This window comes from Micromonospora aridisoli (genome assembly GCF_056150025.1).
Genome location: NZ_JAXCFK010000009.1, coordinates 53,845 through 76,911 on the forward strand (window position 1 = coordinate 53,845; position 23,067 = coordinate 76,911).

General features: G+C 71.3%; 21 protein-coding genes and 2 pseudogenes. 8 read left to right on the forward strand and 15 right to left on the reverse strand.

Annotation, left to right across the window (positions count from 1 at the left end; genetic code table 11):
* Nucleotides 1-125: 125 nt before the first annotated feature.
* Nucleotides 126-2,963: a M36 family metallopeptidase gene (locus tag SM447_RS19575; RefSeq protein ID WP_474574277.1), complete on the forward strand. Its 2,838-nt coding sequence runs from the start codon at nt 126-128 to the stop codon at nt 2,961-2,963.
* 54 nt (nt 2,964-3,017) lie between these two features.
* On the opposite strand, the gene SM447_RS19580 is transcribed toward SM447_RS19575, so the two are convergent.
* From SM447_RS19580 to SM447_RS19610, 7 genes are all read right to left on the reverse strand, one after another.
* Nucleotides 3,018-3,755 carry an ABC transporter permease gene (locus tag SM447_RS19580; RefSeq protein ID WP_474574278.1) on the reverse strand — a complete coding sequence of 246 codons (738 nt, stop codon included), beginning with the start codon at nt 3,753-3,755 and terminating at the stop codon, nt 3,018-3,020.
* 10 nt (nt 3,756-3,765) lie between these two features.
* The gene (locus tag SM447_RS19585) at nt 3,766-4,665 is read right to left on the reverse strand and encodes an ABC transporter ATP-binding protein (RefSeq protein WP_474574279.1); all 900 of its coding nucleotides are present in this window, start codon (nt 4,663-4,665) and stop codon (nt 3,766-3,768) included.
* Nucleotides 4,662-4,973, reverse strand: coding sequence for a transcriptional regulator (locus SM447_RS19590; protein ID WP_474574280.1), 312 nt, complete (start codon nt 4,971-4,973; stop codon nt 4,662-4,664). Before SM447_RS19590 ends, SM447_RS19585 begins: the two co-directional genes overlap by 4 nt.
* On the reverse strand, nt 4,970-5,608 hold the full coding sequence (locus tag SM447_RS19595; RefSeq protein WP_474574281.1) for a transporter: 639 nt from the start codon (nt 5,606-5,608) through the stop codon (nt 4,970-4,972). The genes SM447_RS19590 and SM447_RS19595 overlap by 4 nt, the downstream gene beginning before the upstream one ends.
* Before the next feature lie 81 nt (nt 5,609-5,689).
* Nucleotides 5,690-6,457 carry a cellulose binding domain-containing protein gene (locus SM447_RS19600; protein WP_474574282.1) on the reverse strand — a complete coding sequence of 256 codons (768 nt, stop codon included), beginning with the start codon at nt 6,455-6,457 and terminating at the stop codon, nt 5,690-5,692.
* 304 nt (nt 6,458-6,761) lie between these two features.
* The gene (locus tag SM447_RS19605; RefSeq protein ID WP_474574283.1) at nt 6,762-7,280 is read right to left on the reverse strand and encodes a DinB family protein; all 519 of its coding nucleotides are present in this window, start codon (nt 7,278-7,280) and stop codon (nt 6,762-6,764) included.
* Nucleotides 7,281-7,371: 91 nt separating this feature from the next.
* Nucleotides 7,372-8,097, reverse strand: coding sequence for a DUF305 domain-containing protein (locus SM447_RS19610; protein WP_474574284.1), 726 nt, complete (start codon nt 8,095-8,097; stop codon nt 7,372-7,374).
* A 229-nt stretch (nt 8,098-8,326) separates the two neighbouring features.
* On the opposite strand from SM447_RS19610, the pseudogene SM447_RS19615 reads away from it, so the two are divergent.
* A pseudogene (locus SM447_RS19615) lies at nt 8,327-9,718 on the forward strand (LVIVD repeat-containing protein); the annotation flags it as partial.
* A 492-nt stretch (nt 9,719-10,210) separates the two neighbouring features.
* Nucleotides 10,211-11,563, forward strand: a complete 1,353-nt coding sequence (locus tag SM447_RS19620) for a glycoside hydrolase family 18 protein (RefSeq protein ID WP_474574285.1) — start codon at nt 10,211-10,213, stop codon at nt 11,561-11,563.
* 27 nt (nt 11,564-11,590) lie between these two features.
* Here SM447_RS19620 and SM447_RS19625 read toward each other — a convergent pair whose 3' ends face one another.
* Nucleotides 11,591-12,235 (reverse strand): response regulator, encoded by a 645-nt coding sequence (locus SM447_RS19625; RefSeq protein WP_474574286.1) that lies wholly within the window; start codon nt 12,233-12,235, stop codon nt 11,591-11,593.
* Complete coding sequence (locus tag SM447_RS19630) at nt 12,232-13,335, reverse strand: sensor histidine kinase (protein WP_474574287.1); 1,104 nt, start codon at nt 13,333-13,335, stop codon at nt 12,232-12,234. Before SM447_RS19630 ends, SM447_RS19625 begins: the two co-directional genes overlap by 4 nt.
* A gap of 111 nt (nt 13,336-13,446) precedes the next feature.
* Between SM447_RS19630 and SM447_RS19635 the strand changes: the two genes are divergently transcribed.
* Complete coding sequence (locus SM447_RS19635) at nt 13,447-14,184, forward strand: ABC transporter ATP-binding protein (RefSeq protein WP_474574288.1); 738 nt, start codon at nt 13,447-13,449, stop codon at nt 14,182-14,184.
* Complete coding sequence (locus SM447_RS19640) at nt 14,181-14,948, forward strand: ABC transporter permease (RefSeq protein ID WP_474574289.1); 768 nt, start codon at nt 14,181-14,183, stop codon at nt 14,946-14,948. Before SM447_RS19635 ends, SM447_RS19640 begins: the two co-directional genes overlap by 4 nt.
* Nucleotides 14,949-14,981: 33 nt before the next feature.
* On the opposite strand, the gene SM447_RS19645 is transcribed toward SM447_RS19640, so the two are convergent.
* Entirely contained in the window at nt 14,982-16,058 is a 1,077-nt protein-coding gene (locus SM447_RS19645) for an NYN domain-containing protein (RefSeq protein ID WP_474574290.1), read from the reverse strand.
* Between the two features lie 94 nt (nt 16,059-16,152).
* On the opposite strand from SM447_RS19645, the gene SM447_RS19650 reads away from it, so the two are divergent.
* On the forward strand, nt 16,153-16,719 hold the full coding sequence (locus SM447_RS19650) for a nucleosidase (RefSeq protein WP_474574291.1): 567 nt from the start codon (nt 16,153-16,155) through the stop codon (nt 16,717-16,719).
* A gap of 127 nt (nt 16,720-16,846) precedes the next feature.
* Nucleotides 16,847-17,266, forward strand: a complete 420-nt coding sequence (locus SM447_RS19655; protein WP_474574292.1) for a hypothetical protein — start codon at nt 16,847-16,849, stop codon at nt 17,264-17,266.
* 93 nt (nt 17,267-17,359) lie between these two features.
* On the opposite strand, the gene SM447_RS19660 is transcribed toward SM447_RS19655, so the two are convergent.
* The 4 genes and pseudogenes from SM447_RS19660 to SM447_RS19675 form a co-directional block, all read right to left on the reverse strand.
* Entirely contained in the window at nt 17,360-19,021 is a 1,662-nt protein-coding gene (locus SM447_RS19660; protein WP_474574293.1) for an ABC transporter permease, read from the reverse strand.
* Nucleotides 19,021-19,935 (reverse strand): ABC transporter ATP-binding protein, encoded by a 915-nt coding sequence (locus SM447_RS19665; protein ID WP_474574294.1) that lies wholly within the window; start codon nt 19,933-19,935, stop codon nt 19,021-19,023. The genes SM447_RS19660 and SM447_RS19665 overlap by 1 nt, the downstream gene beginning before the upstream one ends.
* Nucleotides 19,936-20,070: 135 nt before the next feature.
* Complete coding sequence (locus SM447_RS19670; RefSeq protein WP_474574486.1) at nt 20,071-20,532, reverse strand: hypothetical protein; 462 nt, start codon at nt 20,530-20,532, stop codon at nt 20,071-20,073.
* Nucleotides 20,533-20,565: 33 nt separating this feature from the next.
* Nucleotides 20,566-20,751 (reverse strand): annotated as a pseudogene (locus tag SM447_RS19675) (TetR family transcriptional regulator); the annotation flags it as partial.
* 79 nt (nt 20,752-20,830) lie between these two features.
* Here SM447_RS19675 and SM447_RS19680 point away from each other — a divergent pair.
* Nucleotides 20,831-21,352 (forward strand): GNAT family N-acetyltransferase, encoded by a 522-nt coding sequence (locus SM447_RS19680; RefSeq protein ID WP_474574295.1) that lies wholly within the window; start codon nt 20,831-20,833, stop codon nt 21,350-21,352.
* A gap of 33 nt (nt 21,353-21,385) precedes the next feature.
* Here the strand turns inward: SM447_RS19680 and abc-f are convergent, their stop codons facing one another.
* Nucleotides 21,386-23,023 (reverse strand): ribosomal protection-like ABC-F family protein, encoded by a 1,638-nt coding sequence (gene abc-f / locus SM447_RS19685; RefSeq protein WP_474574296.1) that lies wholly within the window; start codon nt 23,021-23,023, stop codon nt 21,386-21,388.
* Nucleotides 23,024-23,067: the final 44 nt, after the last annotated feature.

Here is a 23,067-nt window from a genome sequence, read left to right on the forward strand (position 1 = left end):
TCAGGGGGATGACTCGCCATGATCTGCGCCGTAGCGTCGATGTGATCCACCGGCGCCGGTCCTGATCACCGGCCGCGGTGGATCGGCGCTCCATGCTGTCCTTTCCAACCCCCGAAGGAGCAGAAGTGCCCCGACGACTCCATCCGTCCCGCGTCCGGCGCAGCGGCGCGTTGCTGCTGTCCACAGTTCTCGTCGCGTCCCTGACCTCACTGACCGCACGACCGGCCGCCGCCGCCCCCGAAGAGGGCGGCCAGGCCAACCCGATCTTCCTCACCGGACCGAACGAGGGCTCCCCCGAGGACATCGCCATCCGGTACCTGCGCGCCAACGCCGTCCCGCACGGCGTGACCGCGGCCGACGTCGCCGACCTCACCGTGGCGTCCAGCTACACCAGCCGCCACACCGGGGTGACCCACGTCAACCTGGCCCAGCGACACCGCGAGCTGGAGGTCTTCGGCGCCACCGCCACGGTCAACATCGCAAAGGACGGCAGCGTCATCTTCGTCGGGGACACCCTCGTGTCCGACCTGTCAGGCACCGGCACGGCAGACCTCGACGCGGTCGACGCCGTGGCGGCGGCGGCCGAGGCGCTCGACCTGGCCGAGCCGAGGAGCCCCCGGGTGATGAGTCGGACCGCCGACCCGGCACGGCGCACCGTGGTCAGCGGCAGCGGGATCTCCGACCAGCCGATCCCGGCGAAGCTGGGCTGGCAGCCGACCGGCGACGGGCTGCGCCTGGCCTGGCAGCTGGTCATCGACGACGTCTCCGATGTGCACCTGTGGAACGCCACCGTCGACGCGGAGACCGGCGACCTGCTGGGCGCCGACGACTGGACCACCCACGAGGACGTGCACGAGTTGTCCCAGACGCTGGAGCACGTCTCCGGCCGGAGCCTGGCACCCGGCCAGGGCCACGGGCACGGGCACGGCAGGACGCTGGGCTCGCCCGACCCCGTCCAGGACGGATCGAGCTACCGGGTGTACGGATACCCGACCGAGAGCCCGAACGACGGTCCACGCCAGCTCGTCACCAACCCGGCCGACGGGCTCGCCTCGCCGTACGGCTGGCACGACACCGACGGTGTGCCGGGCCCGGAGTTCACCACCACCCAGGGCAACAACGTGCACGCCTACCAGGACCAGGACAACAACAACGCGGCCGACTTCGGCAGCAGCCCGGACGGCGGCGCGGGCCTGACCTTCGACTTCCCGCTCGACCTGGCCCAGCACGCCCAGAACTACCGGGACGCGGCCACGGCCAACCTGTTCTACTGGAACAACATCATCCACGACGTGGCGTACCGCTACGGCTTCGACGAGGCGTCGGGTAACTTCCAGGCCGACAACTACGGCCGCGGCGGTGTCGGCGGCGACTACGTCCGGGCCGAGGCCGCCGACGGTGGCGGCACGAACAACGCCAACTTCTCCACCCCGGCGGTGGACGGCGTGGGCACCCCCCGGATGCAGATGTACCTCTGGCCCGGCAACCAGTTCGGCGCCCAGAACCAGGTGGTCCTCGACGGTGTCGGCTCCTTCGACGCCAGTTGGGCGCGGTACAGCCCGGCGCCCACCGTCGCGGGCCTGCCCGGGCACCGGTTCGTGTACGCCGGCACCGGCTGCGACGCCGCCGCCTACCCGGAGACGCTGCCGGACGGCGGCTGGATCGCCGTGGTCGACGGCGGCACGACCGCCTGCACCTACCTGCTGCGCACCCAGGTCGCCGAGTCCCTCGGCGCCCGGGCGCTGGTGGTGGCGCACAACGCCGTCGGTGCCGCGCCGGTGCTGACCGGTGCGATGACCTCCGCGCCGGTGACCATCCCGGCGGTCGCGGTGACCCAGGAGGACGGGGCCGCCATCAAGGCCGCCGTCGCCGACGGCGCGGTGACCGGTTCACTGCGCAAGCACCCGGACCACCCGGGCATCCGGGACGGCGACCTCGACGCCGGGATCGTCATCCACGAGTACGGTCACGGCATCTCCAACCGGCTCACCGGCGGTCCTACCGTCAACTGTCTGAGCGGCAACGAGCAGATGGGCGAGGGCTGGAGCGACTACTTCGCGATCACCACGCTGCTCGATCCGCGCCTGGACAGCGCCGAGGGCTCGCGGGGTCTGGTGCCGTACATCCTCTATCAGGACGACCGCAGCGGCGCCGGCCTGCGGCCCCGGCCGTACTCGCGGAACATGGAGATCCAGCCGTTCACCTACGACAGCATCAAGACCGGTGGCTGGCTGAACGGCACCTCGCTGGCCGCGCCGCACGGTATCGGTCACGGCTGGGCCGCGGTGCTGTGGGACATGACCTGGGATCTCATCGACCGGCACGGGCTCAACCCCAACGTGTACGACGGGTGGCGCAGCGGCGGCAACAACCTGGCCATGCAGCTGGTGATGGACGGGCTGAAGATGCAGGGCTGCGGTCCCGGCTTCGTCGTCGGCCGTAACGCCATCATCGCCGCCGACGCGGCCCTCACCGGCGGGGAGAACGCCTGCACCCTGTGGGCCTCCTTCGCCCGCCGGGGTCTCGGCTACAGCGCCGTGCAGGGCACCACCAACCGGGACGACAACACCGAGGCGTACGACACCCACCCCTCCTGCCGGGGTGACTTCGTCGGCCGTTCCGCGCAGCCGGCCCTGAACACGGTGTCGGCCGGAGACGCCGCGCCGATGCGGTTCCAGCTGGCCGCCAACCGTGGCCTGGACATCCTGGCCAGCGGATCGCCCTACTCCCGACTGGTCGACTGCGACACGTTGCGGACCGTCAACCCGGACGGGTCGATCACGCCGCGCCCCGTCCCCGTCCCGGCGGCCACGCCGGGCCGGTCGAAGCTGTCGGCCAACGCCCGGGGCCAGTACACCTTCCCGTGGAAGACCGACCCGAGTTGGGCCGGCACCTGCCGTGAGTTCGTGCTGACCCTCGACGACGGTTTCCAGTTCCGGGCCTACTTCAAGTTCACCGCCTGACCTGTCCCCACCGCACCGGCGGGGAGCGTCCCGGACGCTTCCCGCCGGTGCCGGTCAGGAGAAGCGGCGTCCCTCGTCGCGCCGGTACGCCCAGCCGGCGAGCGCCGCCAACGCCACGATCCACACGCCGAGCATGATCATCGAGAGCGGGTCGGGCCGGAAGTCGCCCACCGCGGTCCACATCAGCTCGACCGCGCCCCGCGTCGGCAGGTACGGCGCGATCGCCTCGATGAACGCCGGTGCCTGCCCGGGGGCGGAGAGCAGGCCACCGCCCACGGCGAGCGGGAAGAACACCAGCTGGGCGATCACGATCGCCGCCTTGCTTGGCAGGGCGTACCCGATGGAGAGCCCCATCAGCGTGAAGGGGACGGACACCAGCGCGACGGCGGCGGCCGCGAGGACGAACCCCGCCGCCGTGGTACGCGCCTCGGTCAGCAGCGCCGCGATGGCCACCACCGGGAGCAGCGACAGATAGGTAAGCGTCAGGCCGGCCAGGACCCGACCGGCGAACCGGGGGGCGGGTCCCACCGGCAGGGTCCGCAGGTACGGATCCCACGGCTGGGCGCGGTCCTCGGCGACGCCGACGCCGTACTGGAAGATGTTCGCGCTGAGCACGGCGAAGGTGACCATCGCAGCGGTGGCGTAGGTGGCGGCGACCGCGTCGTCACCGACGGCCGGCACCACGAAGAAGAGCATCGCGGCGGCCGGGAAGAAGGCGCTGCCGAACACGGCGACCGGAGTGCGGACGATCTCCAGCAGCTGGTAGCGGGCATGGGCAAGGGCGTGCTGCACGGTGGTCTCCTCAGGCGGTGGTCGGCACGCCGGCACCCGCCGGCCGGCCGTCGGCGGTGATGGTGAGGAACGCCTCCTCCAGCGAGGTGGGTCGGACCTCCAGGTCCCGGAAGGCCACCCCGGCGGTGACCAGATCCCGGACCAGCTGGTCGGCGTCGCTGGTCAGCAGGTGGACCCGGTCCTGTTCCCGCTCGACCCGGACCACGGCCGGCATCGTCGGCAGCTCGTCGACGGTCAGGCTGACCCGTCGCAGGCCGACCACCCCGCGGATGGCGGCAACGCTGTCGTCGGCGAGCACCCGGCCCTGCCCGATGACCACCACCCGCTGGGCCAGCGCCTCGACCTCCTCCAGATAGTGACTGGTGAGCAGGACCGTGCCACCGTCGGCGTGGAAGGCACGGACCGCCTCCCACAGCGCGTGCCGGGCCTCGACGTCGAGACCCGTGGTCGGCTCGTCGAGCAGCACCAGTCGGGGCCGCCCGACGAAGGCCAGGGCCACCGCCAACCGCCGCCGCTGCCCGCCGGACAGCCCCCCGGTCTGCCGCCGGGCCAGGTCCGCCAGGCCGAACCGGTCGAGCAGCTCGGCCCGCGGGACCGGGTCGGGGAAGTGCGCGCCGACGAAGTCGACCACCTCGCCGACGCGCAGGGAGCCCGGCAGCCCGGTCTCCTGTGGAGTGACCCCGACCGACCGGCGGTGCGTCGGGTCGCGGGGATCGCCGCCGAACAGCAGCACCCGGCCACCGGTGGGGCGGCGCAACCCGACGAGCAGATTGAGCAGGGTGCTCTTGCCGGCGCCGTTCGGCCCGAGCAGGCCGACCAGTTCGCCGGAGTGCACGTCCAGGTCGACCCGGTCGAGGGCCAGGACGTCACCGTAGCGTCGGGTGGCCTGCTCGGTCCTGGCGAGGATCATGTCGTCTCCTTCGGATCGGCGGACGCGAGCAGCGCCCGGATCGCCTCGGTGTACTCCTCGAAGGCCAGGCGACCGCGGCGGGTGAGGGCGATGAGGGTGACCGGGGTGCGTCCGCGGTGGGTCTTGGTGACGGCGACGTAACCCGCCTCCTCGAGCCGCCGCAGGTGCACCGAGAGGTTGCCGGCGGTCATCCCGAGGATCTCCTGCAACCGGGGGAAGGCCACCTGGTCCCCCTCCGGCAGGGCGGAGAGCGAGGCGACGACCCGCAGCCGGGCCTGGGCGTGGATGACCGGATCGAGTTCGGTCATGGCCGCGCCCTGCGGCGTAGCCAACCGAGCATGCCGGCGAGGAGCATCCCGCCACCGCCGGCGACCGAGACGACCAGGGCGTGCCAGCCGGGGCCGGCAACCGTGCCGAGCACGTTGAGCACGGTGATCCAGACACCGAGCAGAAACAGGGACCGGTCCAGCCAGATCGCGCCGCCAGCCATGTGCAGCATGCCGGTGAGGCCCACCGCGAGGGCCGACCAGAGCAGACCGGTGAGGTCCGGTGGGAGGCTGTCGGACAGTCGGCTGGCGACCACGAAGAGGGTCAGGAAGCTCAGTGCCCAGGACCAGCCGTACCAGGCGCCGCGCCGGGCGGACTCTCCGGTCACCTGGCCGTACGCCCGCACGCCGGCCACGGCCGTCACGGCACCGGCGGCTGCAAGCAGCACGAACAGGGTGGTCAGCGGCAGCCAGGACGGCATGTCGATCAGGGCCGTACCGCCCGGCGAGAAGCGCAGGAAGTGCAGCCCGAAGCCGATCAGCCAGGCCAGCCCCCAGGGCCAGTAGTAGGCGCGGGGGTCCGGTTCGAACCGGCGGGCGGCGGTCGCCCGCTGTTCGTCGATCAGACGCAGGGCGGCGGCCGGGTCCTCGGGTGGCAGATCATCGTCGACGGTCACGCAAACTACTTTAAGATGCAAAGTCAAGCGTGCCGAGGGTGCTCCACCGAGAACCCGGCCCGTCCCGACGCCGGGCGCCGGTCAACGACCGCAGGTCAGCGTCAGTCCTCGCGGAGCCGTGCTGGCCGACGCGAGCATCCCGAAGGTGGTGGCACCACCGGGCGCGAGGGTGCCGTTGTAGGAGGCGTTGCGGACCGTGACGTCGGCCGCCGCGGCATCGATTACCGCACCCCAGATCGACTGGAGGCGCTCATCACCCGTCCACCGCCACCGGACCCGCCAGCCGTCGAGTGACTCACCACTGGTGTTGCGCACGGTGACGGTGGCGACGAAACCTCCGTTCCAGGTCGCGTCGAACGCGGCCGTCGCCTCGCAGACCGCCGGGGGCAGCGTCCGCGCCGGGCCACCGAGCACGAACGGATCACGCCGGCCCGCCGCGTCGCTGAACCGGAACCAGTACTCGGTGTCCGGGGTCAGCCCGTCGAAGGTGACCTGCCCGTTGCGCTCCATCCCGGTGACCCTCTCGGCCACCGGGTTCTGCCACTGCTCCACGTCTTCCCGACTGTCGAAGAGCACCACCGTCAGCGGCAGGTCGTACCCGCAGGGCGGACCGCTGAACAGCAGGGCGTAGCTGATGGTGACGCTGGTGGTGGTGGCACCCGAGGCCATGCCGGTGAGCGGCAACGCCGGCGGGCACGTCGGCCCGGGGGTCGGGTTCGCGGTCGGGCTACGGGTCGTCAACGGGGTCACGGACGGGTTGGCCGTGGCGTCGGTGGCGCCGGCCACTCCGATCCCGGCGACGACCGTCAGGCTCACGGCGGTCAGCACCACGCCGAACGTACGAAGCATCCTTACCTCCAAGGACGGTGACCGGCCGGGTCGGCTGAGTGCCGGCGGCGGTCCGGTTGCCGTGCGTCGCGGTTGGACGGCTGGCGGCGTCGACAGCGGACGTCACCCGAGGCGCACGCGCAGGAGAGGCTGCCCGGACACGGGCGCGCCCACGCCCGTCGAGCGACCGCACCGGCTCCCGGGAGGCGCGGTCGATGAGCCCGAGTTTCGCAGTCGACGCCGGTCGATACAACGGACCGAACCGGCGGACCAGCGCCGCCATCGGGCCACCGCACAAGGGCCCGGTGACCCGATGGCGAGGGCGTCAGCCCATGGACTTGGCGCCGTCGATGGCCTCCCGGAGGATGTCGGCGTGCCCGGCGTGCTGGGAGGCCTCCGCGATGATGTGCAGCAGCACCCGGCGGGCCGACCAGCGGGCGCCCGGCTCGAACCAGGGTGCCTCCGGCAGCGGCTGGCCGGCGTCCAGATCGGGCAGGGTGGTGACCAGCTCGTCGGTGCGGCGCGCGACCTCGTCGTACGTCGTGAGGATGCCGGCCAGGGTCTCGCCCGGCAGCATCTGGAACGACTCTGCGTGGCGCTCGTAGGCGCCCGGGTCGTCCGAGCGCCCCATCGCGTCGGGACCACGCAGGATGAAGTCGGCCCACCGGCCCTCGATGTACGCGACGTGTTTGATCAAGCCCCCCACGCACAGCTCGCTGACCGTGCTGCGCTCGGCTGCCTGCTGGTCGGTCAGGTCCCGCGCGGTGTTGCGCAGGAAGAAGCGGTGCTGGCGCAGTGCCTGCAGCAGGTCGGTGCGCTCGGTCGGCAGGTCAGCCTCGGTCATGATCGGCCCTTCGTCGGCGGTCAACCGGATGCTATGGCCCGCCTCCGACACTCCAGCACCATCGAAGTCCACCGCCGCCGCCGGGCCCGGACTACGACGCTTCCAGCGCCTCGCGCATCCGGTTGATCTCCACACCCTGCTCCACCACGACGCTGCTGGCCAGTTCGTTGACGGTGACGTCGGTGCCGAGCGTCAACGCTTCCCTGCCCATGTCGATCGCGCCCTGGTGATGTTCGGTCATCATGGCGACGAACATCCGATCGAACTCGGCTCCCCGGGCGGCGGTGAGGCGGTTCAGCGCCTCGGCGGACTGCATGCCGGACATGGTGTGCCGGTGGTCGCCGCCGGAGTCACGGTTGAGTCCGCGGTCGGCCAGCCAGGCCTCCAGCACCTTGATCTCCGGCTCCTGGGCGGCCATGATCCGATCCGCGATGATCTTGATTTGGGGGTTCGCGCCCCGCTCCGCCACCAGCCTGGCCATCACCAGTGCCTGCTCGTGGTGCGGGATCATCATGGTGACGAAGCGGATGTCGGCGTTGTTGTGCGGTGGGCGCGGCAACGCCGACATCTCGTTCGCCGGCCGGGAGGCCGCCGGCTCACCGGGCCGCCCCGGCATCAGCACCGGTGCGGTGGCGTCCGGTAGCCCCGGCAGCTCGATCGGTGTCGGGGTGCTCGACGTCGCAGCCGGGCCCGGGTCGCCGTCCGGCCACCAGACGATCGCCGCCACCCCGGCGGCGAGCACCGCCAGCACCACCAGCTCGATCAGCACGATCCTGCGCGATCGCCCGAGGAGCATCCGGACCCGTTCACCTAGCACCACGTGACTCCCGCCGTCGGTCGAGGTTGGCGGGATGTTAGCGCGGTGCTGACCTGCGGCGGCAGGGCCACGGCCGACTGAACGCTCGATTAGGCCGCACCTGCGGCAATTTGCACCCCGACTGCGCCGTTCGTGTTGCTGAACCGTGACCACAAGGCCGACGATCTCCCCACCACGACGGCGTTATGGTCCCGCTACCCCTGCTCATCCTTGACGAAGGGTGTCCTACATGTCCGATCCGACCCCACGAGGGAGCCGAAGGCTGGCCATCAGCCTGGCCGCCACGGCCACCCTTCTCCTCGCGGGCGTGGCCGCTGCCCCAACGAGCAGCGCCGCCGAGTCCGCCACGAACGCCATTCCCGCCGTCGACGAGATCGTCAGTTCCCCCAACCTCACGCAGATCGCCAACATCCCGAAGTTCGGTGGGTTCGCCAGCGAGGGCGCGTACAACTCCGACCTGGCGTTCCAGGGCGACTACGCCTTCGCCGGCAACTACAACGGTTTCAACGTCTTCGACATCAGCGATCCCACCTCACCGCAGGTGGTCAGCCAGGTCGTCTGTCCGGGCGCCCAGGGCGACCCGTCGGTCTTCGGTGACCTGCTGTTCCTCGCGGTCGACTCGCCGCGCAGCGACGACTCGTGCAACAGCGGCAGCGGTTCCGTGGCCCAGGAGAGCTCCTGGGAGGGTGTCCGGATCTTCGACATCAGCGACAAGGCGAACCCGCAGTACATCAAGTCGGTCCGCACCGACTGTGGTTCGCACACCCTGACGTTGGCGCCGAGCAAGGACGACCAGAGCGTCTACGTCTACGTCCAGTCGTACAGCCCGTCGAACAACGCGTTCTACTGCAAGCCGCCGCACGACAAGATCTCGATCATCGAGGTGCCGCTGGACAACCCGACCAGCGCCTCGGTGGTGGCGACGCCGGTGCTCTTCCCGGGCACCAACGGGGCCACCAGCACCAGCGGCTGCCACGACATCACCGTCTACCCGGAGTTGGACCTGGCTGCCGGTGCCTGCATGGGTGACGGCGTGCTGATGGACATCTCCGACCGGGAGAACCCGGTGATCCTCAGCCAGGTGCGCGACACCAACTTCGCGTTCTGGCACTCGGCCACGTTCAACAACGCCGGCACCAAGGTGATCTTCACCGACGAGCTCGGCGGTGGCGGCGCGGCGATCTGCACCGCCAACTACCGGACCAACCAGGGCGCGAACGCGATCTACGACATCGTCGGCTCCGGCGCCGACCGGCAGCTGGTGTTCAAGAGCTACTTCAAGATCCCGCGGCTGAACAGCACCACCGAGAACTGCGTGGCGCACAACGGCTCGCTGATCCCGGCGATGGGCCGCGACATCATGGTCCAGGCCTGGTACCAGGGTGGCGTGTCGGTGATCGACTTCACCGACTCGGCCAACCCGGTCGAGATCGCCTTCTGGGAGCGGGGGCCGCTGTCGGACACCCGTCTCGTCCTCGGCGGCGCCTGGTCGACCTACTGGCACAACGGATACATCTACTCCAACGACATCCAGAAGGGCTTCGACGTCCTCAAGCTGGACGACCCCCGCACCAACAACGCCCGGGCCATCGCCTTCGCGGAGTTGAACGTACAGACGCAGCCCAGCTACCCGGCCTGCACCACGGTCCTCACCGGACGGCACAACGGCAGCATGACCATCAAGGACGGGATCACCTGCATGGACGGGGTGACCCAGAACGGAGCCATCAAGGTCAACCCGGGCGCCGGGCTGATCGTGTTCAACTCCAACCTGAACGGCTCGATCCACGCGGTCAACGCCTCGGTGGTCTCCATCGTGGAGAGCCGGGTGAACGGTTCGGTGGACGCCATCGGCGCCACCATCCGCGACAGCAAGGTCAACGGCTCGGTGCGGACGAGCTGATCCGCACACCCGTTTCGACACAGCACCCAACTCCGGCCCGGCGGATTTCCGCCGGGCCGGAGCCGGTCACCGCCTGGTCGAACCCTGCCCGCCGTCGGGACCTGGTACGCACCCATCCGCCGTGACCCTTGACCCCGGATCGACGGCCGCTTACCGTCTTCGATCAGATAGGTGTCTTAACTATTCGTCTCACCCCTCCTGGGAGTGCCGATGCGACCATCGCGCCACCGCCGCCGCGCCGCTCTCGTCGCCCTGGTCGCCCTGGTCACCCCGCTGGTCATGATCGCGCCCCCGGCCCCGGCGGGCGCGGCCGACCGGACGGAGCGCCCGGTGGGCTACCACCGGGTCGGCTACTTCACCCAGTGGGGCATCTACGGCCGGGCCTTCCCGGTGAAGAAGCTCGACACCTCCGGGGCGGCCGGCCGGCTGACCCACGTCAACTACGCCTTCGGCAACGTCAGCGAGGACGGACTGTGCCACGTGGACGGTGGGCCCGGCGAGGGTGACGCCTGGGCCGACTATCAGCGCCCGGTGCCGGCCGAGGAGAGCGTCGACGGCATCGCCGACGCCTGGGGTGAGCCACTCAACGGCAACTTCGGCCAACTGGCCAAGCTGAAGGCCAGATATCCCGATCTCAAGGTGATGATCTCGCTCGGCGGCTGGAGCTGGTCGACGTACTTCTCCAACGCCGCGCGCACCGACGCCTCCCGCCGGGCGTTCGTCGCCTCCTGCATCGACCTTTACCTGAAGGGCAACCTGCCGGTCCTGGACGGCGGCAGCGGCGGCCCCGGCGCCGCCGCGGGCGTGTTCGACGGCATCGACCTGGACTGGGAGTGGCCCAACTGGCCCGGTGAGCCCGGCAACGTCATCCGCCCCGAGGACCGGGAGAACTTCACCAGACTCCTCGCCGAGTTCCGTCGCCAGCTCGACGCGTACGGTCGGCAGACGCGGCGGCACCACCCGCTGACGGCGTTCCTGCCGGCCAACCCGGCCACGATGGACGCCGGCTACGAGGGACGGAAGATCTTCAAGTACCTCGACTTCGCCACGGTGCAGGGCTACGACTTCCACGGCACCTGGGAGACGGTAACCAACCAGCAGTCGGCGCTACGCGTACCGAAGGGCGCGCCGGACGACCCGGACTTCTCCGTGCAGGTGGCGATCGACGGCTGGATCGCCCGGGGTGCGCCCCGACACAAGCTGGTTCTCGGCATTCCGTACTACGGCCAGGGCTGGACCGGCGTCACCGGTGGCGGAAACGGACTGTTCCAGCCGGCGACCGGGCCCGCTCCCGCCACCCACGCCGCCGGGTACGAGGACTACAAGCAGCTCAAGAACCTGGCTCGGGACGGCTTCACCGTCCACCGCGACCTGCGCGCCGGGCACGCCTGGCTCTTCGACGGCACCACCTTCTGGACGTACGACGACCCGGCCGTGGTGTTGCAGAAGACGCTCTACATCAGGCGCGCCGGACTGGGCGGCGCGATGATCTGGTCGCTCGACGGCGACGACGACCACGCCACCCTGACCAGGACGATCAACCTGGGGCTCACCACCGGGTAGTCACACGGGAGGCCGTCCGCCACCCGCCTACCCCAGGATCCCCTCGTGGAGCGCGCGGAGCACGGCGTTCGTGCGGTCGCGCGCGCCGAGCTTGGTGAGAATCGTGGAGACGTGGTTCTTGACGGTCCCCTCCGCGAGGAAGAAGACCTCGGCGATCTCCCGGTTGCTGTACCCGCGCGCCACCAGACGCAGCACCTCCTGCTCGCGTTCGGTGAGCCTCTGCACCGGTGCCGCCGCCGGTCCCGCCGGTGACGGGCCCGAGCGGATCGCCCGCAGCATCCGGTCGGTGATCGACGGTGCGATGAGCGTGCCGCCGTCGGCGAGCGTCCGGATCGCCCGGGTCAGCTGTTCCAGCGTGACGTCCTTCAGCAGGTAGCCCCGGGCACCCGCGCGCAGGGCGGCCAGCACGAGTTCGTCGTCGTCGAACGTGGTCAGCACCAGCACCGGGATGTCCACGTTCTCCGCGCGCAGCCGCTCCAGCGTCCAGATGCCGTCGAAACCGGGCATCCGCAGGTCGAGCAGGATCACGTCGGGCGAGGTGCGGGCGACCACCGGGAGCGCCGCCCGCCCGTCGTCGGCCTCGCCGACCACGTCGATCCCGGCCACCTCCAGCAGTCCCCGGATGCCCTGCCGGATGAGGGTCTGGTCGTCGACCACCACCACCCGGGTCATCGCGCCGGCACCCGCGCGGTCACCCGGAAGCCGTCGCCGCCGTCCACGGCCAGGTCACCGCCGAGGGCGGCGAACCGCTCGCCGAGGCCACGCAGCCCGTTGCCGAGCACCGGCTCCGGTGCTCCCCGACCGTCGTCCCGGGCGTCGAGCACGGTCTCCCGGTCGTCACCGGTCACCGAGATCCGCAGCGTGCTCGCGTCGGCGTGCCGGATGGTGTTGGTGACGATCTCCTGGGTGGCCCGGACGAACGCCGCGCTCTCCTCCTCGTCGATCCGTACACCCGGTGACACGTCGATGGTCACGTCGAGGCCGGGCAGGTGCTGCGCGACCCGGCGTAGTGCCTGCTCAAGGTCGGGATCCTCGCTGCGCAGCCGGCCGACCGTGGTCCGGACGTCGCCGAGCAGGTCCCGGGCCACCCGGTCGGCGCGCTCGATGTGGTCACGGACGGCCGGTCCGTCCAGGTGACGGGCGGTCTCCAGCTCCAGGGTCAGCACGGTCAGCTGGTGGCCGATCAGATCGTGCAGCTCGCGGGAGATGCGCAGCCGTTCCGCCGTACGGGCCGACTCCGAGAGCAGGACGCTGGCCGCCCGCAACTCGACGTGCGCCCGGGTCAGCTCGCGTCGCATGCTCTGCTCACGCAGCAGCGTCACCGAGCTGAGCAGCGCCGCCACCTGGATGAGCAGGTAGAAGCCAAGGAGCATGGCACCGTCGGGCAGGGCACGTGCGGTCGACGCGACGCCCAGCGCGATCACCAGGGTGTTGAGGACGACGACCACCAGGCCCACCCGCAGCGGCACCACGTACACGCTCACGGCCGCGGTGAGCACCAGCAGCACCGGCAGCAGCCCCAGGCTGGCGGCCGACAACAGCAGTGCCCAGGCGGCGGCGACGGTGGCGACGAACGCCGCGTACCGCACCGGACGGGACATGCGGGTGGCGACCGCGACGAGCATGGCCATCAGGTAGACGGCGAAGAGCACGATCCACCAGCCACGCGCGACCGTGGTCTCCACGGCGCCGAAGATCCCGGGGCCGGCGACGGCGACCGCCACCACGAGCATCGCGAGGCCGGACCACTCGTCTGTGCCGACGCGTCGCATGATCCCCACTCTAGGTCGGGTCGTGGTGGACACACCTGTGCCGAAAGTAATGCCCGCAAGTGATGACTTTCGGGACACGACACGGGCCTGGACCGTTCGTAGCGTCGAGGCATGAACGCCGCCGAACCGGCGATCCTCGCCGAGAACCTCGCCAAGAGCTACGGCCGCACCCGGGCGGTCGTCGACGTGAGCCTGCGGGTCGACGTCGGCGAGGCGGTCGGTGTCGTCGGCGCCAACGGTGCGGGCAAGACGACGACGGTCGAGATGATCGCCGGGCTGCGCGTCCCCGATCGGGGGCGGGTACGCGTACTCGGCCTCGATCCGCGCCGCGACCGCGCCCGCCTGCGGCAGGTCCTCGGCGTGCAGTTGCAGCAGGCCCACCTGCACCACGCGCTGCGGGTCACGGAGCTGGTCGACCTGTACCGCAGCTTCTACCCCGATCCCCGCCCCACCGACGAACTGCTGGACCTGGTCGAGCTGACCGAACAACGCCGGACCAGCTTCGACAAGCTCTCCGGTGGTCAGCAGCAGCGGCTCTCGATCGCCCTGGCCATCGCCGGACGCCCCCGGGTGGTGATCCTCGACGAACTGACCACCGGACTCGACCCGACGGCGCGGCGACGGATGTGGGGCACGGTGGAACGACTCAGGTCCGACGGGGTCAGCGTCCTGCTCGTCAGTCACGCGATGGAGGAGGTCGAGCGGCTCTGCGACCGGGTCGCGGTGCTCGACGCCGGACGTGTCGTCGCGCTCGACACCCCGGCCGGGCTGGTCGCACGCGCCGGCACCGCCACCCTCGACGACGCATTCGTCGCGCTCACCGGCAGGCACCTGGAGGAGGAAGCATGAGTACGCTCGTGGAGGCGCGCCGGCCGGGGCTGCGGTCCCTGCTCACCCTCATCGGGTGCGAGGCGAAGATGGTCGTCCGGGACACCGCCGGGCTGGTGGTCCCCCTCTGCCTGCCGCTGCTGATCATGTTGACCAGTGCCGGCTCCGCGAGCCGGACCGTCGTCGCCAACGGACGCAGCGCGCTGGACCTGTACGTCCTGCCGCTCGTGTTCACCATGGTCCTGGCGATCATCGGCATCATCAACATGCCGAGCTTCCTTGCCTACTACCGCCGCTCCGGGATCCTCCGCAGGCTCGGCGTGACCCCCGCGTCGCCGGCGATGGTCCTCGCCGCCCAAGCCGTCGTCAGCGTCCTCCAGGCGCTCGTCGGGATCTCGGCCGCCCTGGTCGTGGCGTTCCTGGCCTTCGGCGCCAACCCGCCCGTCGACGTGGGCGCCGCGGTCGGGGTGGTGGCGCTGGCGATGGCGGCGATGTACAGCATCGGCATGATCGTCGCGGCGGTCGCGCCCACTCCGAACTCCGCCGTCGCCATCGGGCTGGTCGCCTTCTTCGTCCTCGGCGCCGTCGGTGGGATGTTCGGCGGGCGCGACGCCCTGCCCGAGCCGCTCGCCGAGGTCGGCGGTTGGCTGCCGTTCGGCGCGGCCGTGGAGGCCCTGTCGTCCGCGTGGGCCGGCGCGACGGTGCAGGCGGCGCACCTGATCGGACTCGGCGCGGCGGTCGTCGTCGGAGCCGTGGTCGCCGGCCTCCTGTTCCGGTGGGAGTGATTCCGGCGGCGGGTGGGGTGCCGGTCCGGCGGGTCAGGACGCTCCTGCGGTGAGCAGGTAGTCGTCCGCGTCGGCGCTCCACCGCAGGCCCACGGCTCCGTCGGTGGCGGCTGCCTTGCAGAACTGGAGGAAGCCACGGTACCCGAGCTTCTTCTCGCTGAAGTCCGGCCGTACCCGCCGGAGTTGGTTCTTCAGGCCGGAGAGGGCCACCTCGCCGGTGTCGCCGCCGAGATCCCGGACCACGGAACAGAGCAACGCGAACGCCGTCTCCCGGTCGCCGTGTTCCGGTAGCGAGACCCCGGGGTCGCCCTTGGCCGGGCCCTCCGCCAACTCGATCACGCGCAACTCGGCGAGGTGGCGCAGCAACTCGCCAAAGGTGCGGAATCCGTGGTCGGACTCGCTGAAGGTGGGGTCCTTCCGCAACAGGGTCCGCTTCAACCGCGACGCCGTCACCTCCCCACCGGAGCTGCCCTGAAGACCGGCGACGGTCTGGGCGACGAGGACGGCGAGCGCGTCGGCGTCCCGGGCCGGCTCCTCGGTGGGCGGCGTCTCGATCTCCACCTGCTCGATCGGCTGTGGCTCCCGTTCCGACGGCCGGGCCGGCCGGGGCCGCCGGGCCCGGGTAGGCAGGATGTCGACGCCCTCCAACCGGTCGTAGTAGAGGAACTCGTCGCAGGCCGGTGGCAGCAGGGCCGAGGTGGAGTTCTCCACGCCGACGCCGATGACCTGCTTGTTCAGTTCGCGGAGCTTGTGCACCAGCGGGGTGAAGTCGCTGTCGCCGGTGCACAGCACGAACGTCGAGATGTAGCCGCGTTCGAAGGCCAACTCGATCGCGTCGACGGCCATCTTGATGTCGGCGGCGTTCTTGCGGGTGGCGCCCATCCGCTGGGGAATCTCGATCAGCTCGACGTGCGAGCGGGTCAGCATCCGCCGGTCCTCGTCGAAGTACGACCAGTCGGCGTACGCCCGCCGCACCACCACCCGCCCGCGCTCGGCCAGCGCGTCGGCGATGGGCCGGAAGTCGAACATCGCGCCGCCGTGATGGTCGCGCACCCCCAGCGCCAGGTTCTCGTAGTCCAGGAACAGGGCGATCCGGTCTTCGTGCTCCACCCGGGCAGCGTACGTCGGTGACGCCGGCACCGGGTCGACCACCGCCCCACCGCGCCGACGCGGGACCGGCACGGACGGCGGCTACCATCGCCCGATGGATCTTCGCGGAACGATCAGCCCGGACCGTCCGCTGCTCGTCCTGGCCATCGCGGAAGAGGCCGCGTACCTTGAGCCGGGGCTTCCGGTGCTGCTGACCGGGATGGGAAAGGTCAACGCCGCGGCCGCGGTCGCGGCGACGCTGGCCCGCTTCCCGCTGCCGTCGGTGCTGGTCAACCTCGGCACCGCTGGTGCGCTGCACCCCGGTTGGAGCGGCACCCACGAGGTGGGCAGCGTCCTCCAGCACGACCTGGACACCGAGTTCATCCGTCGGCTCACCGGCCAGACCGTCGGTGCCCCGCTGACCCTCGGTGACGGTCCGACGCTGGCCACCGGCGACCAGTTCATCGCCGACGACGTGGCGCGCGCGGCCCTGGCCCGGCACGCTCACCTGGTCGACATGGAGGGCTACGCCGTGGCCTCGACGGCCCGTGGCTTCGGTGTACCGGTGCGCCTGGTCAAGCAGGTCAGCGACGAGGCCGGCGAGGGGGCGGAGCGCAGCTGGCAGGAGTCGGTGGACGGCTGCGCCCGCCTGCTCGCCGCGTGGGTGCGGGACCACCTCTGATCCGCTGATCCAGCCCATCGACGGCTCGTGACCAGCACGTTTAGTGCTGTCGGGCACGGGTAGCCGGCGCTATTGCGGCTACGGATTGGAACGGGGCATGGAGCTGTCGGCACGCACGACCATCATCATGAGGAGCGGCATTCGAGGGGTCATCGCCGCGATGGCGATGTCCGGGCTGCGCCAGGCCACCACGTCCCTGAATCTCGTGCAGAGTTCGCCACCGAAGTCGGTGATGGAGAAGATGGTGCCCGGGCTGCTCGACCGGTTACCCGGCAATCAGCATCCGGCGGCCCTGGCGGTGGCGCACTGGAGCTACGGCCTCGGTGCCGGGCTGGCCTTCGGTGCCCTCCCGAAACGCCTGCGTCACCGGGTCTGGGTGGGCCCGCTCTACGGCATGGCGTTGCTGCTCGGCTTTCACGCCGCCATCGCGCCGGCCCTGGGTATCGACCGGCGGCTCTCCGACTGGCACGAACAGTTGGCGCTGGTCGCCGACCATCTGCTGTACGGCATCGTGGTGGCGGGCTTCCCGATGCCGCACCGGGACTGAGCGGCTGCCGTCGGTTCCCCATCGGCGGGAACGGCGCGCACCGCCGACGAGCCTGCCGACGCGCCACCTGGCACGTCGGCAGGCTGACGTCGGTCAGGCGCCGCCGGCCAGGTCGCGCCGACGGAAGACGGTCACGGCGGCCTGGGTCAGCACGCCGGCGGCGACGGTCAGCACCACGACCGCGACGACGCTGACGTCCTCCAGTGGGTACTCCCCCACGTGTTCGAACGGCGAGAACCGCAGGGCGGTCTCGGGGATCTCCAGGATCGGGGCGAAGTAGCCGGCGATCAGCCCGTAACCGAGCACGACCCAGATCACCGGCAGCGCCCTCGGTGCCGCCGCGTAGAGCAGGGCGGCGGCGGCGAGGACCAGCCAGACCGCCGGTGTGTGGGCGAGGTGACCGATCAGCAGGTCGCCGACCAGGTTCGCGTCCCCGGTGCTCACCGCCGTTCCGAGGCCCATGCCGACGCCGGCGATCAGCAGCAGCCACGGCACGCCGAGCGCCGCGACGGCGAGATGGCTGCCGATCCAGGCCGACCGGCTGACCGACGTCGCCAGTACCGGCTCGGCCCGCCCCTCGGCCTCCTCGGCGCGCAACGACTGCATCGCGAGCACCGCGTAGACGCCGACGACGAGCGCCATGGTCAGGCCCATCATGCCGAGGTAGCCGGCGAGCAGGTTGCCCGTACCGCCGCCCATGATGGCCACCAGGTCCTCGGGCGCGTTCTCGAAGCCGTCGAGCAGGGGCTGGGTGAACGAGCCGTAGGCGAGGCCGGCGACCAGCAGCGACACGCTCCAGCCGATCAGGCTGGCCCGGTGCAGCCGGAACGCCAGCGCGAACGGGCCGGCCAGCCAGCTCGCCGCTCGCGGCGAACCGGGACGGGGCGGCACCAGGCCGGCGCCGAAGTCCCGCCGCGCCGACAGGACGTAGCCGATGGCGGCGGTGACGGCCGCGAAGGCCAGCGACACGGCCAGCGGCCACCAGCGGTCGTGGACGTACGCGGCGGTCTGCTGGGACCAACCGAGCGGCGACAGCCAGGACAGCCACGACGGGCCGGTGCCCTGCACCGCCGCCATGTCGCCGATACCCCGCAGCACGAACGCGGCACCGAGCGCGGCACCGGCCATGCCGGAGGCCGCCCGCGGATACTCCGACAGTTGGACGGTGACCGCGGCGATGCCGGCGAAGGCCAGCGCCACCGCGCCGACGGAGGCACCGAACAGCATGGACCCGCCCGCGTCGAAGCCCCGGCTGGTCAGCATCGCGCCGATCAGCAGGGCCACCAGTACCGCCATCACGGTGGTGAGGGTGAGCGCGGCGGTGAGTTGGGCGTGTCGGCCAACCACGTTGGCGCGGATCAGTTCGGCCCGGCCGGTGCGCTCCTCGGTACGCGTGTGCCGTACCACGGTGAGCAGGCCCATCAGGCCGGCGCCGAGAAGTACGTAGAGGCCGTACTGGCCGGCGAGGAAGCGTTCGATGGTGAGGTCGTCGAAGCCGAAGCCGGGGCCACCGAACAGTGCGCCGGCGGGGCTGCTCGTGAAGGCGGTCAGCCCTTCCAGGTCCTCCGGAGTCTGCGCGATGGTGTCCAGCGCGGTGGCGAAGTACGTCATCAGCAGCGGCAGACCGAGCGTCCAGGCGGGCAGCCGGATCCGGTCGCGACGCAGCATGAACCGCAGCAGGTTGCCGGTCCCGGTGACGGTGTTTCCCGCTCCGGTGCCGGTGGGTGCCGCGCGGTCGAGGGTCGTCGTGGCCATCACGCCACCTCCGCGGCACCGTTGTGGACGTGCCGGTCACCGTAGTGGCGCAGCAGTAGCTGCTCCAGCGTCGGTGGCCGCGCGGTCAGCCCCTGCACGCCCAGCTCGCCGAGTTCCCGTACCACGACGGCGAGCTGGTCGCCGTCGACCTCGAAGCGGACCTGGCCGTCCTCGGCGTGCAGTCCGTGCACGCCGGGCAGGCCGGCGAGGCTGTCGGCCGGCCGGTCGGTGACGGCCTCGACCGAGGTACGGGTGAGGTGACGCAGATCGGTCAGCGAGCCGGTCTCGACGATCCGGCCCTGCCGGATGATCGAGATCTGGTCGGCGAGCACCTCGACCTGCGCGAGGATGTGGCTGGACAGCAGGACGGTACGCCCGGCCTCCTTGGCCTCGCGGATGCACTCCTGGAACACCGCCTCCATCAGCGGGTCCAGCCCGGCGGTGGGTTCGTCGAGCAGGAGCAGCTCGACGTCGCTGGCCAGCGCCGCGATGAGGGCGACCTTCTGCCGGTTGCCCTTGGAGTAGGTGCGGCCCTTCTTGCTCGGGTCCAGGTCGAAGCGCTGACACAGCTCATCCCGGCGGACCGGGTCGGTGCCGCCGCGGAGCCGGGCGAACAGGTCGATGGCCTCGCCTCCGGTGAGGTTGGGCCACAACTCCACGTCACCGGGCACGTAGGCCAGCCGCCGGTGCAGGGCGACCGCGTCGGTCCAGGGGTCACCGCCGAGCAGGCGGGCCCGACCGGCGTCGGCGCGCAGCAGCCCGAGCAGGATCCGGATGGTGGTGGACTTGCCGGCGCCATTCGGGCCGAGGAAGCCGTGCACGGTGCCGGAGTCGACCCGTAGGTCGAGTCCGTCCAGTGCCTTGACCCGGCCGAAGGACTTGTCGATGTGCTGGATGTCGATGGCAGCAGTCATGGTCGTAGACCTCGTTCGAGGGAAGCCCAGGGCGGCCTGGGGTCCGATGTGGTGGGTCGCGCGGATCCGCGGTGAGGTCCGCGTCGATGCGCGGATGAGGTTCGCGGTGACGGGGGCCACGCCGAGGCGTGGTGGCTAGCCTGCGTCGCCCTGCGGGGGCGGATCCGGGACGTACATCAGGTACTCGTCGAGCATCGATCGGTCGACCAGCAGCCCGTGGGTGAAGATCTCCAGCGCCGGGGCGGCCAGTTCGTCCATGTAGCGGCGGAACAGGGCGGCGAACTCCTCCGGCCCGGCATCCGCACCGTGCAGGGTGAACCACACCAGCATCGAGCCGGTGGCCTGGTAGGCGAGGTAGCGCGTCCGGGCGGCCGGGTCCCGGCTGGGCTTGACCACCCCGGCGGCCTCGCCCGCGGCCAGGTACTCCTCCGCGTCGGCGATCATCTGCTCGATCAGCGCCGCCGCGAGATCCCCGCCGGCCTGGAGGCTGCGGAGCAGGTAGAGCACGATCGGCGCGAACCGCTCGACCTCGGCCATCTGCGCCAGCAGGGCCGTCGCGGTGCCGTCGGTCAGCGCCTTCGTCTTCTCCTCGCGCATGATCGTCAGCGCGTGCTCGTCGCAGGCGCGGCGCAGCCCGGCCTTCGAGCCGAAGTGGTGAATGACCAGACCGGCGGTCACTCCGGCGTCGGCGGCGATGGTGCGCAGCCCGGCCCGGAAACCGTCGCGGCCGAACCGGGCGATGGCGGCCTCACGGATGCGGCTCGCGGTGGCCAACTCGCCATCGCGCTCCCCCGAACCCGCGCCCAAGGACGTCACAACACCAGATTAAACACTTGTTCAATCGCCCGGCAAGGCCCGGGCGCCCCGAATCTGCGAGCTGCCTGAGAATGACCTGATGACGTCCGTCACCATCCGCGAGCGCCAACCCCTCGACCTGCCCGGATGCGTCGAGCTGTTGGCCGAGGTGCACCGGGTGGACGGCTATCCGCTCAACTGGCCCAGCGACGCGACCCGGTGGTTGTGCCCCTCGGGGTGGCGGCATGCGTGGGTCGCCGAGGCCGGCGACGGCGGGCTGACCGGGCATCTGGCCGTCCGTCGCGTGCCGTACGGCCGTGGCGGCCCCGGCCGCCCAACCGCCGAGGTCGCCCGGCTGTTCGTCGCGCCCGCCTTCCGTCGCCGTCGGATCGGTGCCAGCCTGCTCGGCCAGGCGCGGCGGTGGGCGGTCGACCGGCAACTCGACCTGATCCTGGAGGTCGTCGACCAGCGAGAGTCGCCGGCCATCGCGCTGTACGAGCGTGACGGCTGGCAACACCTGACCACGGAGACCGCCGGCTGGCGTGCCCCGGACGGCTCGGCGGTCACCCTGCGCCGCTTTGTCCTGCCCGCGCACGATGCCGGGGGCGGCCCGATCAGCTGAGACCCATCGGAGGTCGGTCCGCCCCGGCGCTGCTCAGTCGGGCTCGGGCGCCGGAATCTCGCGGAGACCCTGCCCGTCGAGACGCAGCCACCGCCGCACGCCGATGTCACGCAGAAACCGCTCGTCGTGGCTGACCACCACGAACGCACCCCGGTAGGCGTTCAACGCGTTCTCCAGCTGGCCCACGCTGACCAGGTCCAGGTTGTTCGTGGGCTCGTCGAGCAGCAGCAGATGCGGTGCCGGCTGGGCGTACAGGACGCAGGCCAGAGTGGCGCGCAGCCGCTCACCCCCGGAGAGCACGCCGACCGGCAGATGCGCGCGGGCACCCCGGAACAGGAACCGGGCCAGCAGGTTCATCCGTTCCGACTGCGGGCGGTCCGGGGCGTACGCGGTGAGGTTCTCCAGCACGGTGCGGTCCGCGTCGAGCAGATCCAGCCGCTGTGACAGGTACGCCATCCGACCGTCGGCCCGACGCACCTGCCCACCCTCCGGCTCCAGCTCACCGAGCAGCAGACGCAGCAGGGTGGACTTGCCGACACCGTTGGGCCCGGTCAGCGCGATCCGCTCCGGGCCACGGATGGTCAGCTCGACGCCGTCCCCGGCGAACAGCGCCCGGCCGCCGCGCCGTACCCGCACCCGCTGCCCCTCGACCAGGGTGCGGCCGGCCGGAACGTCGGTCTCCGGCAGTTCCAACGTCAGCGTCTGGTCCTCCCGCAGCGCCCGGTTGGCCTCGTCGAGCCGGGCCCGCGCGTCGCTGACCCGGCTGGCGTGCGCCTGCTGGGCCCGACCCGCCGACTCCTGAGCGCTGCGTTTGAGCCCACCGGCGACGATGCGGGCCAGACCCGCGTTGCCGAGGTTGCGGGCGGCGTTACCGGCCCGCCGCTCGGCCCGTTCCCGCGCCTGCTGCATCTCCCGCTTCTCCCGTTTGACCTCCAGCTCGGCACTGCGTACGTGGCGCTCCGCCAGCTCCCGGGCGGCCCGCGACGCCTCCTCGTACGCGGTGAAGTTCCCGCCGAACGAGCGCAGCTGCCCGTCGTCGAGCTCGGCGATCCGGTCCATCCGGTCCAGCAGCACCCGGTCGTGGCTGACCAGCAGCAGGCAGCCCGGCCAGCTCTCCAGCACCGCGTACAGCCGGTGCCGGGCGTCGATGTCGAGGTTGTTGGTCGGTTCGTCGAGCAGCAGCACGTCGGGACGCCGCAGCAGTTGCGCGGCCAGGCCCAGCGAGACCGCCTGCCCGCCGCTGAGCGTGTCGAGGCGACGATCCAACGCCACCTCGCCCAGCCCCAGCCGGTCGAGTTCGGCGCGGCTGCGCTCCTCGACGTCCCAGTCGTCACCGATCGCGGCGAAGTTCTCCTCGCTGGCGTCGCCGGCCTCGATCGCCCGCAACGCGGTCAACGCCGGGGCGATCCCCAGCACCTCCGCCACGGTCAGGTCGCCGGTCAGCGGCAGGTTCTGCGGTAGGTAGCCGAGAACCCCCTCGACCGTCACGCCGCCACCGGAGGGGACGAGATCACCGGCGATCAGGCGCAGCAAGGTGGACTTGCCGGCGCCGTTCGGCGCGACCAGGCCGGTGCGGCACGGCGGCACGGTGAAGGACAGATCCCGGAAGACGGGGGTGTCGTCGGGCCAGGAGAAGGAGAGGTTGGTGCAGACGACGCAGACGTCGGACATCGAAGAAGACCTCGGGAAGGAAGCCGGGACGCGACCGGCGCCCC